We start from the raw sequence: 17,715 nt of genomic DNA, 5'->3' as shown, positions 1-17,715 counted from the left end.
GGTGTATAAGAAAATCGGCGATTTGAGCATGGGCGAGAAATGCAGGGTAGCGTTTCTGAGGCTGTTTTTCGGCCAATCCAATCTGCTCATCCTCGATGAGCCGACAAACTATCTGGACATCGAGACGCGGGAAGTCGTTGAGGAAGCGTTGTGCTCATATCCAGGGGCGCTTATGATCGTAACACACGACAGATATTTGGCCCGCAAGGTCTGCAATCGGCTGCTGCTGCTGGACGGGAGGAAGGAGCCGGAGTGGTTCCCGGGTACGGTGGAGGAATATGAATCCAAGGATCGGGGGAACCGGCGGGATTCCGCCGGGCAAGTGGCTGACAACGAACGGGAGCGCCTGGGGCTGGAGCTGGCTGTTCTGATGGCGCGTGCGGAGCCGGAATCTCCCGGAGAACGGGAGGAATTGATGCGGGCAATTGCCGATATCCGCAGGAAGATACAGGCTCTGTCCGAGGTATGATAAAAACGGATGCTAAAGCGTTCTTCCAGTAAGGTAAGCTGCTGTCGATCACATTCAAACTGATCAATTCAAAAAGACGCCAAAGGGGCGTCTTTTTTTGTTTGCAGAGATATGCGATTATTTCGCTAGCAGGTATACGCCGAACAGAATGACGGCAACGCCGGCCAGCTTAGCAGCCGAGATGGATTCGCCAAACAGGTAGTAAGCAGGTATAAGTGCAAGAACGTAGGCGAAGGCTTGCATCGGATAGGCTACACTTAGCGGCAAGCGGGTGAGGACGGCAAACCACAGAATCGTGGCCAGCCCATAAAGGGCAACGCCGCCGATAATCATCGGGGACAGAAGCAGCTTGTTCCATACGAGCCCTCCTGACCGCGTCAGCCCGACCTTAAAGAGAACCTGCCCCGTGACCAGCAGCAGAATGTTGCCGAAGAGCATTACATAACTAATTGTTTTTTCCATAAAGAGCCTCCCGAGCCTTTAAGATCGCCACTTCCTGACTCAGGCGGAGTACCTGGCTCGTCAGCTTGGTAATGACGATCGTAAGATGAAGTATGAGCGAAAAGCAGAACAGCAGGCCGAAAAGGAAAAGGACGGCCGGAGCGTACTTCACGCCAAGCTGGTCCGCGATCCATTCCATCAAGGATACATTTAATGAAACGATAAGCAGTACGATGCTGAATAATATCCATAACAGGGAATACTGTTCTTTCAGCCTCTGTCTTCGCACGAGTTCCAATACGATGACGAGAAAAGCAATCGCGACCGATACCGATAGAATGTTGATGAACATCTACTTGATCACCGCCGTTCTATTATATCGCATTGCGCTCATAATGACAGATAGAGTTACTTTAACCATATAGTAGACGGACCTTGCGGGCGTGATCGAGGATCGGCCTGCCTGTCTCCGCTGCATTTCCGTGGATACCTCCGTAATTTTGCAGCCATGGCGCTTAAGGTAGACGAGGGATTCTACCTCAGGGTAATCGATCGGATAATAGCTGGCATACAAATTGATGACTTTGCGTCCGGCTGCCCGAAAACCGCTGGTCGTATCCGTGAACCGTTGTCTCGTAAGGAGCGAGACCAGCTGGAGAAAAAGATCATGCCGATGCGGCGCATATGCGGCGAGCGGTATGACGTGGATTTCACGTACCTGGAGCCGATCACGAGATCGTATTTGGACGCCTGTTCGATCAATTTAGGCAGCTCCTTCGCCGGATGCTGACCGTCGGCATCCATTTGCACGGCCACATCATATCCTTGCATTTTTGCATATATATAACCGGTCTGCATGCCGCCGCCAATTCCGACATTGTAAGGCATCGTCAAGACGCGGGCGCCGCTGGCCCTGGCGATTTCTTCCGTCCGGTCGGTTGAGCCGTCGTTGATGACGACAATATCTGTATTCGGCACATGTCTGCGGATATCCGCGATCACGGAGGCAATGCTGCCTTCCTCATTATATGCCGGGATGATAATGAGAGTTTTCATGGGGTCACCGTCCTCCTTCTTCTTAAGCCATTGTTATAAAGCTTGCTGAAGTACCCGAAAAGCTGTTCTACGAAATATGACCCGAATAGTATTAACAGAATCATGTTCGGATAGCCATACCGGTTAAAAGCAACGAAGGGGATATAAATAACGGTGAAATAACCGAGTGCCAAAACAAGCGGGAGAAGCTTGTCCCAGCGATGCTTAAGCAGAGCCCAGCAAATGCCGAGCATATTGATGATCATCAGGCTGATTTGAATGACATTCATCACTGGCCTCGTTACGGGCCAGATCGGGCGTGAGTAGAAAGGATGAAAATACAGCTCAACCCATCGGCCCGCCGTAAACCAGTAGAGATATTTCAAGGGCTCATGCTGGAAGCCGTATTTGATAATATCGATACCCTTTTGAATCGCCAGGCGGTCAGCGCCCTGGAACAAGGTGTCCGGGTCGTATTGCGGATAGGCCTCGAAGAAGCCGGCTGGCGGCAGCTGCCCATGGATTCTGGTTCCGAGCAGGAAGGGGCTTCCCCCGGAATTCGTGAACAGGATAAACTCATGGAACGTCAGCCAGTTCCGGACCCACCAGGGAGTCAGCAGAAGGATATAAACCCCGCTCATGAGCAGGCCATACTTCAGCATGGAACGCCATGGGAGCCGATGCCTCCACCAGAGAACGAGAAAGACGGCAGGGTAGAGGGAGGCATGGGGCTTGAAATAAGCCGCTGCAGCGGTCAATGCTCCTATCAGGATATAATAACGCGCTGTATTTTTTTCCAGGGCCATGATGGTCACGCATAGCAGAAGCAGGAGAATCGTTCTAAAGGTCGTTTCCGATAGAATGACGCCAGAAGAGAAATAATCCGGCAAATAAAGCGCGCTGATCGTACAGGCAACGAGAGCTGTCCGGGTGTTGAAGATGCGCTTGCCCAGCCAGAAGATCAGATAGATCGACAGCACTTGCAGGATGCATTGATATAGCCGGTAAGCGATGACCCCGCCTTCCTCTTGTCCGAACAGGGCCATGAATCCCGCCAGAATAAGCGGAAGGCCAGGCATGATGAAGGCCGTCGGCTTGTCTCCGGTATTATAAGCAAGCACGCCTTCATTCAGCAGAAGGCGGGAAGTCTGAATATATTTGACGTCATCATTGTTAGGCTTAAGCGGATCGCCAAGAAAAAAGTAATCATTATAGGCCAAAACAACGACACAGGAAACAATACCAACGAAGGCCATTAAACCGGCTAAATACAGCTTGGCCCCGCGGCTCACCCCTCCAATTCCGAACAAAAGCTTCAACTCCACTCTAGAAAATATTCAAATATATATATAAACAAGTTGCGGCGTTTTAAATAGGCCATGTTCATATATCATATATTATGGGAAAATATCCCACAATTATAAAGCGATCCAGAGTGTAATATTCAATTTTATTTGTAGAGAAGCTCGCTGAGCGTTTGGCCGGAGTCTACATGTCCGATATTGATTGCTTCCCATAAATAGAGGGAGGCGATGGAACTGTAAGGGCTCCATAGATCCATGACCTGCTGCAGATACTTGCGATCCACCCGCTCTTCCAGGTCATAGAGCCATTTGGCGGCGCGCTGAAGCCCGGCATCTCCCACAGATACGACATTCTCGCGGCCGAGCCCGAAGATCAGGAACATCTCGGCCGTCCATCTGCCGATGCCTTTAATTGAAGTAAGCGCTTGGATAACCGCATTGTCGCTCTTTTCGTGCAGGCGATCCAGTACGATTTCACCCGACTGCACTTTGCCGGAGAGGTCGCGGAGATATGCCACCTTGGAAGCGGACAGTCCCGCTCCCCGCAAGGCTTCGTCATTTACCGCCGATAAGGCGTCCGGGGAGAGCTCGCCAGCCAATTCCAGCACCCTGCCCCGGATCGTTGCCGCAGCCTTGACGGAAATTTGCTGGCTGATGATCGAGCGGGCAAGGGCAGCGAAATGCGGGCCTTGCGGCGCCGTCTTGATCTCGCCGATCAGCGAGATCAAGGCCCCCATGCGGTCATCGGCCTCAGACAAGGCGGCCAGGCGAGGGTCATCCATTTGAAGATGGAAGGATATCGGGTTCATCGGACATTCACTCCTTATTTTGCTGAAATAACAGCCCCATCACTTTTCTAAAAGGGAAATATATTTATCAATGAGCGGATCGAGAGTCCGCTGAATTTCAACACGCTCCTCCAGCAGAACGTTCAGCTTATCTGCGTCGCTCCCGATGCCCGGATCAAGCATAGCCTCATCGATCTGTGCAATCCTCTGCTCCAGGGAGGATATCTCCTGTTCCATTTTGCGGAGCGTGGCAGGGTTAGCGGCGGAAGAGACAGAAGGATCGTGCTCTTGCCCCGAGATCTGCTCTGCTTTGTTTCGCATTTTTCCGTTAGGGGAAGCTTCCGAAGAGGGCAATTTGGGGAGAGCGGAATCTCTCGCCGCGCTGAATTCGTATGCCTGCGCGGACTGTCTGTTTGCCGCAGGCTTCCGCTTATTCAGCTCAGCCTGATAGTCGGCATAGCCGCCTTCGGTAATGAACATTTTGCCTCCAGCAAGCTCCCAAATCTGGTCTGCGATTTTGTTGATAAAATATCGGTCATGGGAGATGACGAGCACAGAGCCGGGATATTCCTCGAGCGCGTCCTCCAGGGCTTCCCGGGAGTCGATATCCAGATGGTTGGTCGGTTCATCCAGGAGCAGCAAATTCGGTTTGCGGTACATCAGCATAGCCAATCTCAGCCTCGTCCATTCACCGCCTGACAGACTATGAACCTTCTTGAAAACGTCACTTCCGTAAAAAAGGAAGCGCGCAAGCTGATTACGGGCTTCCCCAGCTTCCATGGCGAGCTCATTCCGGAAATATTCCAGTACCGTGCAGGAGTTGTCCTTGGGTGCTGATTCTTGCGCAAGATAGCCGGTTTCCACGCGTGAGCCGAGCCGAATCTCCCCCTCCTGAACGGGTTCTATGCCTAGAATGCACTTCATAAGTGTAGTTTTTCCAGCGCCGTTTCGGCCGATTAAGGCAGCGTTCTCTCCGTAGCGAAGTGTATGATTTACGCCCCGGTAGAGCGTGCGTTCTCCTATGCTTTTACCTGCTTCCCGCAGGACGATGACATCATTGCCGGAACGGTCGGACTGCGACAGCTGCAGATCGATGCGCTTTCGTTCGAGCACAGGTCTTTTCAGTTTGACGATACGGTCCAGCGCCTTTTGCATGGAAGCTGCTCTACGGTGGAATCCTGCGTTCGGCGGATTGGAACGGTTTCCCCATTCGATCAGCTGCTTAATGGCCTCCTGCATTTTCTTGATTTTCTTCTGCTGTTCCTGATAGTCGGCAAATTGCTGGAGCAGCCTGCGTTCCTTCTCTTTTTTGTACTCGCTGTAGCTGCAGGGATAGGTAAATGCCTCGCCGTCCTCGATTTCGATGATTTTATCGGCCACCCTGTCGAGAAAGTAGCGGTCGTGGGAGATCACGGTAACGGTACCTTTAAAAGCGAGCAGAAATTCCTCTAGCCAATGGACGGCAGCCATATCCAAATGATTGGTTGGCTCGTCAAGCAGAAGAACATCCGGCTGCTGAAGCAAAATGACGGCTAGGCCGATCTTCGTCTTCTCTCCGCCGGATAAGGAGCTGAAGGCCCGCTTGAAGGAGCTGGCAGGGATACCGAGCCCTTGGGCCACACGTTCGATGGACGCCTCCATTTCAAAGCCGCCGTTTCGTTCAAAGCCTTCCTGCAGGCTTCCATATTGCTGGATTAGGCGATCCATGTTAGGAGTGTTCATGCCTGCCGAGGATAGCGCGGACATTTCCGCTTCCAGCTTCCGCATTTGCGCCTGGATCATGAGCAAAGGCTCAAAGGCGGATTGCAGCACATCGTATACCGTCATACGGTTGTCATAGTCAGGAATCTGGGCGAGAACGCCAAACGTTGTGTCCTTGCGGACGGCGATAGAGCCATGATCGGGTGTCTCGCTGCCGGATAAGAGGCGCATCAGCGTCGTCTTGCCGGTCCCGTTGCGTCCGATCAAGCCTACCCTTTCGCCGGATTTGATTTCAAAGGTAACATCGCTGAGCACAAGCTCGGCACCGTAATATTTTTGGACACTTTTGCATTGGATAATCATTCTATATAATCTCCTTCGGCCCATGCCGCTTCCTTGAAGCAAAGCCACCCTGGAGACGAAAAAAGGCTGCAGAAATTCTGCAGCCTTCTTCACGTAACGATCCGTTAGGTTAAGGTAGGAGCGGCATTTCGCAAGTGTAATTTGGATATCGAATAGCTAAAAATGGACAGACTAATCCCGTTGTCAGCCACACCGTAGAAAATGCCAAATAATGCCATAGGCAATTGGCTGATTCGATTCCATGCGAACTTGCGATCCACTCTACCCACCTCCTTTTAATGTTATGTTCAAATTGTATCCGCTTTGGCATTTATTTTCAACAGCCCTTTTGCTGATATAAAAAAAGGGATTGACGAAATCGGGGTTGAAGCGTAATATATTCAATTAATCCGAGTTGAATTATATGAATTAAATTTTAATTATAGATAGGGGTCTGGTAGATATGAAGAAACTCAGCTTAACAGTTCTAACCTTAGTATTAACGGTCCTGCTTGCAGCCGCTTGCGGCGGTGGAGCGAATAGCGGCTCTGGCAATACGGCAAATGACTCTGCGGGTAAAGGCAATGTTGGTGCAGGAGCCCAGACGGAGACAGCCTCTGGGGAGAAGAACCTGCTTGAAACAATCAAGGCAAACGGCAAAATCCGGATCGGAACGGAGGGAACGTACGCGCCGTTCACGTTCCATGACAAAGACGGCAAGCTGACAGGTTTTGACGTGGAGCTGGCTCAGGAGGTTGCCAAGCGTCTTGGCGTAGAGGCTGAATTCATCGAGACGCCGTGGGACGGCATTTTCGCCGGACTGGATGCGAAGCGGTTCGATACCGTGTTCAATCAGGTCACCATTCGCGAGGATCGCAAAGAGAAATACGATTTCTCGGATTCCTACATCGTATCCCGTGCCGCCTTGATCGTCCGCGAGGATAATAACGACATTGCGAAATTTGCTGATCTTAAAGGGAAAAAAGCCGGGCAGTCGCTGACGAGCAATTTAACGGATATCGCCAGGGAGAACGGGGCGGAAATCGTCGGCACCGAAGGCTTTAACCAGGCGATCGACCTGCTGCTCTCGAAGCGGATCGATGCAACGGTGAACGACGGGTTGTCCTTCTTGGATTTGAAAAATCAAAAGCCGGACGTGCCGCTAAAAGTCGTTGATGAGCTGCCGGAGGCTGCTGAAAGCGCAGCGCTGTTCAACAAAGGAAATGATGAGCTTGTAGCTGCCGTCAATGAAGCATTGGCAGCGATAAAGGAAGATGGCACGTACCTGGAGATTTCCAACAAATATTTTGGCGCAGACGTATCTAAATAAACTGAATCCGGAACAGGTTGATTCCGCTGGTCTGCCCGCAAAGGATGTCTTGATATGAACGACAGACTTGTACAAATATTTATCGATTCGCTGCTGCCCCTGCTTAAAGCGGGGGTTGCTTTTACTATTCCCCTTACGTTGATTACCTTTGGCCTTGGCATGCTGGTGGCCATTTTGACCGCCCTTGCGAGGCTGTCAAAGTGGACGCTGATTCGTCAAGCCGCGAAGTTCTACGTATGGGTTATACGGGGAACTCCGCTCCTCGTGCAGCTGTTTATTATTTTCTACGGCTTGCCTAGTGTCGGCATTACGCTGGAGCCTTTTTCCGCAGCGGTCATCGGTTTCACGTTAAGCGTCGGAGCTTACGGATCGGAAATCGTCCGCGCAGCGATATTGTCAATAGAGAAGGGGCAATGGGAGGCGGCCTATTCACTGGGGATGAGCCGGATCCAGGCACTATATTACGTGATACTGCCTCAGGCGGCCCGCGTATCGGTTCCGCCGCTGGGCAACTCCTTCATCAGTCTAGTGAAGGATACCTCGCTGGCCTTTACGGTCACCTATGCGGAAATGTTCCGCAAGGCGCAGGAAATCACATCCGTGACCTATGAGCCGCTTCTCGTGTATAGCGAGGTGGCTTTAATCTATTTGCTGTTCAGCACGGTTCTTTCGGCATTGCAGACGCATATAGAGAAACGGCTGGATCGTTTTGCCGTCAAATAAGCCATGTAAAAAATGTGGTTGCTCTGTTATTTATTTCTGAAATCCGTTGCATTATAATGAGGAAGGCAAAAACGTGCTGGTTGAGGAAAATCAGATTACGAAGTGTCAATTTTACATGAAATAAGGGGAGTCTACTTGAAAAGAACAGCACAACTTATTATGGATCAGCTGCTGAAGCAGTCCGGCAGCACGGTTACCCTCGACGTTCGTTCGCGCTTCCCCGGTGGTCGGAACGTTGGCGGCAAATACAGTATCGCCAACCATAACGTCACGATGTATTTGGAGGAAATCAAGAAGCAGTGCCTAAGTCTCTTTGGTTCGCTGGATGTTTTCCCGCAGGTGCTGAGTATCGTGTTCGCCCATGAACTCGGGCATGCGGAGGATGCCAGTCTGAAGGAGCTGTCGGATCTTCTGGATGCAGCCGACAACGAGCTGGAGCGCAGGAGAATTGCTCTTCGTATCGAAGAGAACGCCTGGGACTATGCCAAGACGCTAATCCCGGAGGAAGATCAGAGCATTATGCAGACGGTCATTTACTACTCGCTGAAGTCATACCGCGATGCCATCGCGGGCGAAATTGCCTAGCGAATCGCAATTCAGCATGTCATATGTCAAAATAGCCCCTGGCTTTTAGAGCCAGGGGCTATTTTTTGAATAGGATAGATTAGAACAGTTATTTGATCGTAATATTTCCTGAGGTCGAGCGCACCTTAATGAGGTCTTCGGTTACGCTAGGTGAATCCGGCGCTTCGATTCGGCCCGAAGTGGCCCTAAGGTCGTAGTTGCCTTGAAATTCAGGGTCAGCAGAAAGGGCAACGTTTCCAGAATGGATGGATATATCCAGTGAGTCCGAGCGCTGCTCCTTAATCGTGATATTGCCGGAGGTGGACTTAATAATTCCGTTCCCCGTCCAATCACTGATTTTTATATTGCCCGAGGTGCCCGTAACCTGAATATCGCCTTTCATATCTTGAGCTGAGAAATCCCCAGAGGTCATTTCGGAATTTAAAGATCCTTTTATATTGTTGAGCTTCACGTTGCCAGAGGTTAGCTTAAGCTCGGTATCGGCCGCAATCTCATCCAGCGAGATTATGCCGGAGAAGTTCTGGATCTTCAAGCGGTCGGCGGTTAAATTCTGGCCCGACAGGTTGCCTGATTTCGTCTCCAATGATATTTCTTTGGCGCGTAAAGCCTTGAAATTACCGTTGTTGGCCAGCAGATCGACAGAGATTCGATTTAACGATTGCTCCGGATCGGCCAAGGCCACCGTCACATGCTGGGTGGAGGATCGAAAGTTGAAGCTGAGGAAACGAATGACATACTCCTCCTGAAAATGAAGGGCGAGGGACTGCGAGGCGATTGTCGTCCCTGTCAGCTTATCAATTGATTTCTGGGGCAAATTTCCGCTAGCTTCCACGTAATTCGTACCATCTGGACTGTGGATAAATTCAAAATTGACATTATAGTCGCTGTCAATGGACAGCGACTGCAGTTCGTCATCCCCAAACGTCCATTTCTGCGTATAGGCAGGTTGTTCTTTCTCGAAGTCGAAGCCTTGATAGATCATCCCGCTGATGCCCAGGATGACGCAAAGGGTCGCGATTAAGCTCCATCCTTTTTTATTCATTGATCTTAACTCCTTTGGCGACTCGGACGTTCCATGCCCAATAAGACGCGCTTAGTTTTAGGATGCCGGAATAGGCATGCCGCGTACTGATGGCGAGAAGAATACCGATTCCGACCAAGGTGAGGGCGGCAAAAGCTTTTGCCGGCAAGAGAGCCCCGTTAAATGCATATTCTAGCAGCAGGGCAGCAGGGCTCACAATGCCGCCAACGGCCCCTAGTGCAAGAGCTAGGCCTGCTGCCCATAGAGCAGCCAGCAAAGGCATCATGACCAGGTTAAGGAAGAACAACCCGGCATAAATTGCTGGAGCAGCTTTCCGGTAGCGGGTGCCGCGATCTCCGGGAGGGACAGCGTCCGTTTGTCCCTGCGGCGACTCCCCGAACCAGTATAAGGGGTGCTGTGGAGCTGAACGGTTGCCCAGGGCTTCCTGGGCCAGTTCAGCCGGATCGCCCAGTTCACGGACGATTTCTTCCTCGGTCTTTCCATTCTGAAGGCCGAAAGCAAAATGAGCTTCATAGTCCTCCATCAATTCATGGCGCTCCTCCGGCGGGAGCGCCGATAAATGAGTACTGAGCAGCGAGATGAATTCGCTCTTTGTCATAAGTGGTTCCCTCTCTCGATTAAATTGGATACGTTGCTGACGAATCGTTTCCATTCAATCACCAGCTTCTTCATGTGTAATTCCCCTTGAGGGGTCAGTTTGTAATATTTACGGGGAGGCCCTTCGCTCGATTCCTGTAAATACGTCGTGCAGTGGCCTTCGTTCACGAGCCTGCGCAGCAGAGGATATAGGGCGCCTTCCGCCACTTCGATATGCTCCGAGACGGATTGGGCCAGCTCATATCCATAGCGATCCTTTTCGTGGATGAGTACGAGGACGCAAATTTCCAAGGCGCCTTTTTTGAATTGGATACTGATATCCAAGTGGCATCGCCTCTTTTTTTCATATATTTAGCAGTATTTATCAGCAGTTTTCTACATGATATCATCCAGTACTGAATAATGCAATATAGCAAGATGAAAGAAAGGCACCAGTCGGTGCCTACGTGCAATCCAGGTTTTATTCTCAGGTATGCCATCACCGCCGTCAAGGCTCCTGACTGAGCAGCGGCAAGCTTTCCGTGGCCGGCCCTTCCAGCACTTTTCCTTCGTAGTTGAACCTTGATCCGTGGCATGGGCAGTCCCAGGAGCGCTCGGCCTCGTTCCATTCCACCTCGCAGCCGAGATGTGTGCATGTCGTATCAACGATGTAAAGTCGGCCTTCCTTGTCCTTATAGCCGCCGGCCCGCTTGCCGAGATGCCGTACAACCCCGCCTTCGTCATTTTTCAAATCTTCCGCTTTACGGCGGATCAATTCTACCTTGCCAGATACCCATTCCTTGGCGACATCAGCGTTCTGTACAGTAAAGTTCTTCACGCCCGGATTTGCTTTAAAGCGGGAAGGCGTATACAGATCCGTATACTTGTTGCCGTGGCCCATAATGAGATCGCGGAACATCAGAGCGGCTGCGGTTCCGTTCGTCATTCCCCATTTGGCAAATCCGGTGGCTACCAGAACCTTGTCCTCGTTTGCAGTAATAGCCCCGATGTAAGGGATTTCGTCTATTGTGACGAGATCTTGAGTCGACCATCGGTAAGGGATGCGTTTGGCTCCGAACAGCTTGCCGCCGAATTCCTCCAGTTCTTCATAGTGCTTGAACGTGCATTCGCCCTTTCCCGTTTTGTGTGATTCTCCGCCGACCAGAATAACTTGCTCATCGTTCAGCAGGGCTGATCTCAGGGAACGCTTAGGGTCGCCGCAATTAATGTACATGCCCTGTTCCAGCGGAATCTCTGGTTCGATGGCAACCACATAAGAACGTTCCGCATGTAGTCTAGTGAAGTAGAACCCGCCTCCGTCATAGAACGGGAAATGCGAGGCAGAGATCGCATATTGGCAGGTGATTTTATGACCGCCCTCGGTAGTGAGCTGCCGCCGCCCGTCCCGGGTATGGTCAGCCGCATCCTCCAGGGTCGTATTTTCGTAGAGGGTTCCGCCATGTGAAGTTACGTATTCAACGAGGGTTCGCAGGTATTGCAGCGGGTGGAATTGAGCCTGATTCTTCATCCGTATGGCTCCATAGACCTGGATGGGAATCGGCAAGGTGTCGCACCATTCGCCCGGCAGCCCTAGCTGCTCATAAGCCTCCCATTCTTTGCGAAGCTGCTCTGCCTGCTCCTCGGAGTCGGCGTATAAATAGGCATCCTGCTGCTGCAATTGGCAGTCGATTTGATGCTCCTCCACTGTGAATCGAATGAAAGAGAGGGCTTCCTCATTTGCTTCATAGTAGAGTCTGGCCTCTTTATCTCCAAAATGCTTCCGCAGCTTGTCGTAAATCAGTCCGTGCTGGGCCGTGATTTTGGCCGTTGTGAACCCGGTCGTTCCGTCAAGAATTTCGGCCGCATCCACAACGGCTACCTTAAAGCCTGCCTTACATAGCAGATAGGCGGTGGTAATGCCCGTAATGCCAGCGCCGATAATGGCGACGTCGGTCTCGATATCCTCTTGGAGCCGGGGAAAAGAGGGCAGGTTGGTCGTATCCCGCCACATGGATTGGGGATACCGGGGTAGCTCTCCAGAACCGTAAGTTTGGTTATTCATCGGCAACCTCCTAATAATCTCAGTCGTTTTTCATTATTACCACGTTGTTGGCAAATTAAAGCATAGCTAGGTTTTGTTCTTTTGTTGCCGATTGCGTTTCTTCGGTACTTGTAATGCATCCGCATGAAAATGGGCTTATTAGCAAATAATGGGGGTAAGTTAAGCGACAGGAGCTGCCATCATGAAACGCAATCAATTTATCGGTAGAAGCAGACGCCAATTTCAAGGGAATCAAGAGCAGAGGAAGAGCGGCAATCATTATCGCGGATCGGACGGGGATACAAGCCAAGGCAAGAACGAGAGCGATTCTCGAAAGGATGCTAATTCTCAGCAGAATCAATCGGAGCCTCCAAGCAGCGATAGAACGCACCAGGAAGATGCAGGTATCCAAAGCAACGGCAGCACGCAAAAGAATGATGCTGGGTCTGAAAGCAGCAGTGTGCAGCATGGTGATGCTGGGTCTCGGAGCAACGGCAGTACGAAGCAGAATCAAGCCGGGTTACAGAGCAGCCATAACTTGCAAAATGGCAGTAGCTCACAGACTAGTGCAGATTCACAGAAGGATTACGGTTCATCGCATGGTTCCACCTCCCAGGTAGATTCCACACAGGGAGGTGCAGGGTCGCAAGGATCTTCTGGTTCCCAGAGCAGTACCGGCTCCCAGGAAGGCGCTGATTCGCAGGGCAGTCCTAACCTTCAGAGCAGTACTCCACAGGGCGGAACCAGTAATAAGGAGATTTCTGGGGAGTTGCAGCAAAATGTACAGCGCATTCATAAAGAAACCGGAGATAGCCCGGATATCGTTGTGCGCAAAATGAGTTTGGGGCGAGAGAAGCCGATTTCTATCGCTGTTATTTACTTAAATGGTTTAAGCGATCAAATGATTATCAATTCCTTTGTTATGGAAACCATAACTGGTCTGGGGGGATTGGAAGCGAAAGATTCGGAAGCAATGCTGGACCAATTGCAGGCGCGACTTCTGTCCCTGGGTGAATCAAAAATAGTTTCTGAGTGGAGCCAAGTGGTGTTTGATATTTTGTCCGGGGATACAGCAATATTTCTGGAGGGAAGCAATAGAGCCATTATAGCCGGAACCCGTGGCGGAGAATGGAGATCCATTACGGAATCAACTACGGAGCTAGTCGTCCGGGGGCCGAAAGACAGCTTTGTTGAATCGATCGCAACCAACATATCCCTCCTTCGGCGCAGAATCAAAAACGCGGATTTATGGCTGGAGACCATGAAAATTGGCGCTGTTACTCATACGAATGTAGCCATGATGTATATCCAGAGCCTGGCTGACCCGAAGCTTGTTCAGGAAGTCAGGCAGCGCCTGGAGAACATTCAGCTTAATGGTGTACTGGAATCCGGTTATATCGAGGAGTTTATTCAGGATAAGACTTTTACTCCGTTCCCTACCATATTTAACACAGAGAGGCCTGACACCGCGGCTGGACATTTATTGGAGGGCCGGGTAATCATCCTTGTAGACGGCACACCTTTCGTCTTAATTTTGCCAACCGTATTCGGCCATTTCTTTCAATCGCCGGAGGATTACTCGCAGCGTTTCGATATTGTTATTCTGATGCGCGGGGTTCGTTATCTTAGTTTTATCGTGCTGCTTCTTGGACCGGCTCTATATATAGCGCTAACAACGTTTCATTATGAGATGATTCCTTCGTTGCTGCTGGTCAGTCTGCTTGCGCAACGGGAAGGAGTTCCTTTTCCGGCATTTATTGAAGCGATGCTGATGGAGGTTACCTTTGAACTGCTCCGTGAAGCGGGGTTGCGCATGCCAAGAGCCGTCGGGCAGACGATATCGATTGTGGGTGCGCTTATTTTGGGAACAGCCGTGGTTGAGGCGGGACTGATTACTCCGGGAATGGTTATCGTCGTGGCTTTGACGGGAATTTCCAGCTTCGCCCCGACTGCTTACAATATCGCTGTTGCTGGACGGCTAATCCGGTTTGCATTCATGGTCTTGGCTGGTACGTTCGGATTGTACGGCATTACCTTGGGAATTCTGATGCTGGTCATCCATATGAACAGTCTTCGATCCTTTGGAGTTCCGTATCTAGCTCCTATTACACCATTTGTTCCGAAGGATCAAAAGGATACGTTCATCCGTATGCCAGCTTGGATCTTAAGGACTCCGCCAGACAAGATCAGAGAGCAGCATCTCATTCGGGAGGGCCGAAATAAAAATTCGATAGGGTCCAGCCGCCAGCAGGGCCAACAGGGCCAGCAGTGGCAGCCGGGCCAGCCGGGCCAGCAGTGGCAGCCGGGCCAGCAAGGCCAGCAGTGGCAGCAAGGCCAGCAGTGGCAGCAGTGGCAGCAGGGCCAGCCGGGCCAGCAGTGGCAGCCGGGCCAGCAAGGCCAGCAGGGCCAGCAGGGTCAACAGGGCCAGCAGGGCCAGCAGTGGCAGCAGGGCCAGCCAGGCCAGCAGTGGCAGCAGGGCCAGCCGGGCCAGCCGGGCCAGCAGTGGCAGCAGGGCCAGCCAGGCCAGCAGGGCCAGCAAGGCCAGCAGTGGCAGCAGGGCCAGCCGGGCCAGCAGTGGCAGCCGGGCCAGCAGGGCCAGCAAGGCCAGCAGGGCCAGCAGTGGCAGCAAGGCCAGCAGGGCCAGCAGGGCCAGCAGTGGCAGCAGGGCCAGCCAGGCCAGCAGGGCCAGCAGGGTCAACAGGGCCAGCAGGGCTCACAAGAGCCCCATGATCAACAGGGGGCTTCGGATCACGGGTTATAAGGGGTTGCCGGGTATGTGATGAACTGAACTGGCAGGCCGCTCTTTACACTAATTTGTTTCTAGCAGGAGGAGCGATCCATGATAAAGAGGACTATAGCCGTCGCTTTGGCTTTCTGCTGTATTGTGCTGACGAGCGGCTGTTGGGACGCTATTGAATTGAACCGGAGGGCGGTCGTTTCTGGCATCGGCATCGACCTAGCGCCGGGAGAGGAGGGGCAGCTTCTGGTAACCTTCCAGGTGATCATTGCCGACGAAATCTCGGGTAAAACCGGCAGAGGGGCTACACCGACTTCTGTTTACAGTGGCAAGGGTTACACGATTAGCGAAGCGATCCGTAACGCTTCCCGCCAAGTGCCGCGCTTGACTTCCACAGCGCATACCAGGCTCATTGCCATATCTGAGAGTGTTGCCCGGAAAGGCATTGGGGAAATTATGGACTTTCTGGACAGGGACTCTGATATTCGGTTGACCTCTGATGTTGTTATTGTCAAAGAAGATCTCACCGCCGAAGTTGTGACTACTTCTCTAACGCCCATTGGCAAAATTATGGCCTTTTCTCTTTCGGAAAAAGTTGAGTTTGCGTCGAGCCAGCTAGGGGAAAATTACCCTATGGAAATAGATGACATCATGCGGGACTTGCTCATCCCTGGAGGAGGACCTGTCATCAATGGGTTGGAGGCGTTTGGCGACGTAAGTGGACTGGGCAAGAAGAGCAATTTGGAAAGCGTAAAAAGCTCGTTGATCGTGATCGGCGCCCCCGCTATTTTCAAAGGAGATAAGCTGGTGGATTGGTTATCCCCGAACGAAAGCCGCGGAATGGTCTGGATAAAGAATAAAATGAAAAAAACCTCACTGGTCTTGCAGCCCGATCAGGAAATAGGCAGCATGGGCATGGATGTTATTCGCTCCAAAACCGACTTGAAAGCCAAACTGGACGATCCGCTTCACCCGGTGATCCAGGTCGGAGTCAAATTGCAGTTGTCAGTGAGGGACGTCAACACCCCCATTGATTTGAAGCAGCCTGAGGTGCTTCAAATGATTGAAGCAAAAGCGAACGAGGCGATTGTCAGCGACTTGCAGGCCGTTGTCCAAAAAGCACAATCGGCAAAGAGCGATATTTTTGGGTTTGGAGGAGTTATCGAGCGCCAAAGTCCTGCGGCTTGGAAAAAGATTGAGAATCAATGGGAAGATCTATTTCCGCAGCTTAAAGTTGAATATAAAGTGGATTCCGTCATACGCAATACGCAGCTGCGTGACCGTTCCTATAAATTTCATCAACGCTAGGGAGGCATAGCGAAGTGGAGAAAATCAAAATCACTCCTTTGCAAATATTTTCGTTAATAGTCTTGTTCGAGCTGGGTACGGGACTTGTCGTCAATTTGGGAATGGAAGCCGGCAAGGATGAGTGGCTGGCTGTTCTGCTCGGAATGGTCATCGGTATTTTGCTGTATACGGGATATTCGATGCTGTACCTGTGGTTCCCCAATATGCTGCCTACGGAATATGGTAAACTGCTGCTTGGTAAATACCTGGGAACCTTGGTTGGAATCAGCTATATGGTATTTTTCTTGTATAAGGCTTCGAGAGATTTGATGGACGGCGGGCTGCTGGTCATTGCTACGACGCTGCGGGAAACCCCCGTTTTTATTGTTAATATTCTCATGATGATTGCTATTGCTTATACGTTACATAAAGGGCTGGAGGTGCTCGCCCGGACGGCTTTGATTCTTTTGGCAGTCATGATGATGATCGGCGCGCTGAGCCTGCTTCTCATTGCTTTTGCGCACATTGTCGATATTAGTCGGCTGTTGCCTGTGCTGGGCGGGGGCATAGGCCCGCTGCTCCGGGCGGTGTCCAGAACAAATTATCAGTTCCCATTTGCAGAGGTCATTGCGTTCAACATGCTGCTGCCGTTCCTGAATCATCCTAAAAAGGGGGTTAAAGCCGGATATTTAGCCCTTCTGTTTAGTGGCCTTCTACTTAGTTTAGCCGTGGCGACGACAGTAGCTGTGCTGGGGGCTGATCTTGCCGAGCGTTCTTATTTTCCCATGTTGATTATGGTCGGGAAGGCTTCGATCTCCGACTTCATTCAGCGGCCAGATATCTTTGCCGTTATGGCGTTTATTATTGGCATTTACTTCAAAACCTGCATTTACTTCTTTGCAGCGGTCATAGGGATATCAAATATTTTCAATATCCCGTACCAGAAATTAATTTACCCGCTCACTCTCATTATTTTGGCGCTGACGGCTTTTGAAACCCGTTCATATAGCGAGCATTTAATGAAAGGGGGGAAAATGCTATATTTGGTCGATCCGTTATTTTTTATTGTGCTTCCGTTAATTCTTCTGGTTGCAGCTGTGATTCGCAAGTTTATTTTCCGTTCAAGATCCGGAGCTGGAACCGGAACCGGCGGGGGATTCGGGACAGGAGCCGGGGACGGGACAATGGGCGGATCCGGCACTAGTGCCGCTGGGACCGCCTATACCGGAACTGAAGGCAGTTCCGGAGCCGGATACGAAGTTCCCCGAAGCGGCCCCGGAAGCGGCGGAGGCGTTGGGGGTGGCGGAAGCTGAC

The 17,715-nt window shown here is 51.4% G+C and carries 18 protein-coding genes; 7 read left to right on the top strand and 11 right to left on the bottom strand.

Translation table 11 applies throughout. The annotated features are described in order from the left end of the window. Position 1 precedes the first annotated feature (1 nt). A complete protein-coding gene (locus tag GNP95_RS26610; RefSeq protein ID WP_330163496.1) occupies positions 2-469 on the top strand; it encodes an ATP-binding cassette domain-containing protein in 468 nt (155 codons plus the stop codon). 117 nt (positions 470-586) lie between these two features. Here the strand turns inward: GNP95_RS26610 and GNP95_RS17900 are convergent, their stop codons facing one another. The 7 genes from GNP95_RS17900 to GNP95_RS17870 form a co-directional block, all read right to left on the bottom strand. Beyond that, entirely contained in the window at positions 587-931 is a 345-nt protein-coding gene (locus GNP95_RS17900) for an EamA family transporter (RefSeq protein ID WP_155612219.1), read from the bottom strand. After that, positions 915-1,262, bottom strand: coding sequence for a DUF2304 domain-containing protein (locus GNP95_RS17895; protein ID WP_155612218.1), 348 nt, complete (start codon positions 1,260-1,262; stop codon positions 915-917). The genes GNP95_RS17900 and GNP95_RS17895 overlap by 17 nt, the downstream gene beginning before the upstream one ends. 182 nt (positions 1,263-1,444) lie before the next feature. Continuing rightward, positions 1,445-1,966, bottom strand: coding sequence for a glycosyltransferase family 2 protein (locus GNP95_RS17890; protein ID WP_330163494.1), 522 nt, complete (start codon positions 1,964-1,966; stop codon positions 1,445-1,447). Further along, positions 1,963-3,255, bottom strand: a complete 1,293-nt coding sequence (locus GNP95_RS17885) for an ArnT family glycosyltransferase (protein WP_155612217.1) — start codon at positions 3,253-3,255, stop codon at positions 1,963-1,965. Before GNP95_RS17885 ends, GNP95_RS17890 begins: the two co-directional genes overlap by 4 nt. Before the next feature lie 140 nt (positions 3,256-3,395). Then, positions 3,396-4,058, bottom strand: coding sequence for a DNA-3-methyladenine glycosylase family protein (locus GNP95_RS17880; protein ID WP_155612216.1), 663 nt, complete (start codon positions 4,056-4,058; stop codon positions 3,396-3,398). 39 nt (positions 4,059-4,097) lie between these two features. Continuing rightward, positions 4,098-6,101 (bottom strand): ribosomal protection-like ABC-F family protein, encoded by a 2,004-nt coding sequence (abc-f, locus tag GNP95_RS17875; RefSeq protein ID WP_155612215.1) that lies wholly within the window; start codon positions 6,099-6,101, stop codon positions 4,098-4,100. Positions 6,102-6,205: 104 nt separating this feature from the next. Beyond that, positions 6,206-6,361, bottom strand: coding sequence for an RAxF-45 family protein (locus GNP95_RS17870; protein WP_155612214.1), 156 nt, complete (start codon positions 6,359-6,361; stop codon positions 6,206-6,208). Positions 6,362-6,543: 182 nt separating this feature from the next. Here GNP95_RS17870 and GNP95_RS17865 point away from each other — a divergent pair, with 182 nt between their 5' ends. The 3 genes from GNP95_RS17865 to GNP95_RS17855 all read left to right on the top strand — a co-directional run bounded on the left by GNP95_RS17865 (position 6,544) and on the right by GNP95_RS17855 (position 8,718). Continuing rightward, positions 6,544-7,410 carry an amino acid ABC transporter substrate-binding protein gene (locus tag GNP95_RS17865; protein WP_155612213.1) on the top strand — a complete coding sequence of 289 codons (867 nt, stop codon included), beginning with the start codon at positions 6,544-6,546 and terminating at the stop codon, positions 7,408-7,410. Between the two features lie 54 nt (positions 7,411-7,464). Beyond that, positions 7,465-8,133 (top strand): amino acid ABC transporter permease, encoded by a 669-nt coding sequence (locus GNP95_RS17860; protein ID WP_155612212.1) that lies wholly within the window; start codon positions 7,465-7,467, stop codon positions 8,131-8,133. Between the two features lie 135 nt (positions 8,134-8,268). Beyond that, entirely contained in the window at positions 8,269-8,718 is a 450-nt protein-coding gene (locus GNP95_RS17855) for a hypothetical protein (protein ID WP_196427232.1), read from the top strand. Between the two features lie 88 nt (positions 8,719-8,806). Here GNP95_RS17855 and GNP95_RS17850 read toward each other — a convergent pair whose 3' ends face one another. The 4 genes from GNP95_RS17850 to GNP95_RS17835 form a co-directional block, all read right to left on the bottom strand. Then, complete coding sequence (locus tag GNP95_RS17850) at positions 8,807-9,760, bottom strand: DUF4097 family beta strand repeat-containing protein (RefSeq protein WP_155612211.1); 954 nt, start codon at positions 9,758-9,760, stop codon at positions 8,807-8,809. Then, positions 9,753-10,358 carry a DUF1700 domain-containing protein gene (locus GNP95_RS17845; protein ID WP_155612210.1) on the bottom strand — a complete coding sequence of 202 codons (606 nt, stop codon included), beginning with the start codon at positions 10,356-10,358 and terminating at the stop codon, positions 9,753-9,755. Before GNP95_RS17845 ends, GNP95_RS17850 begins: the two co-directional genes overlap by 8 nt. Further along, positions 10,355-10,681 carry a PadR family transcriptional regulator gene (locus GNP95_RS17840; RefSeq protein ID WP_155612209.1) on the bottom strand — a complete coding sequence of 109 codons (327 nt, stop codon included), beginning with the start codon at positions 10,679-10,681 and terminating at the stop codon, positions 10,355-10,357. The genes GNP95_RS17845 and GNP95_RS17840 overlap by 4 nt, the downstream gene beginning before the upstream one ends. Before the next feature lie 163 nt (positions 10,682-10,844). Next, complete coding sequence (locus GNP95_RS17835; protein WP_155612208.1) at positions 10,845-12,398, bottom strand: FAD-dependent oxidoreductase; 1,554 nt, start codon at positions 12,396-12,398, stop codon at positions 10,845-10,847. 181 nt (positions 12,399-12,579) lie between these two features. Here GNP95_RS17835 and GNP95_RS17830 point away from each other — a divergent pair, with 181 nt between their 5' ends. The 3 genes from GNP95_RS17830 (at position 12,580) to GNP95_RS17820 (ending at position 17,714) form a co-directional block, all read left to right on the top strand. After that, positions 12,580-15,138, top strand: a complete 2,559-nt coding sequence (locus GNP95_RS17830) for a spore germination protein (protein ID WP_155612207.1) — start codon at positions 12,580-12,582, stop codon at positions 15,136-15,138. Between the two features lie 78 nt (positions 15,139-15,216). Continuing rightward, entirely contained in the window at positions 15,217-16,422 is a 1,206-nt protein-coding gene (locus tag GNP95_RS17825; protein WP_155612206.1) for a Ger(x)C family spore germination protein, read from the top strand. Positions 16,423-16,436: 14 nt separating this feature from the next. Then, positions 16,437-17,714 carry a GerAB/ArcD/ProY family transporter gene (locus tag GNP95_RS17820; RefSeq protein ID WP_330163493.1) on the top strand — a complete coding sequence of 426 codons (1,278 nt, stop codon included), beginning with the start codon at positions 16,437-16,439 and terminating at the stop codon, positions 17,712-17,714. Position 17,715 lies beyond the last annotated feature (1 nt).

The organism is Paenibacillus woosongensis (assembly GCF_009725165.1).
GTDB classification, from domain to species: Bacteria; Bacillota; Bacilli; order Paenibacillales; family Paenibacillaceae; genus Fontibacillus; species Fontibacillus woosongensis.
This window is presented reverse-complemented; position numbering and strand designations above follow the sequence as displayed.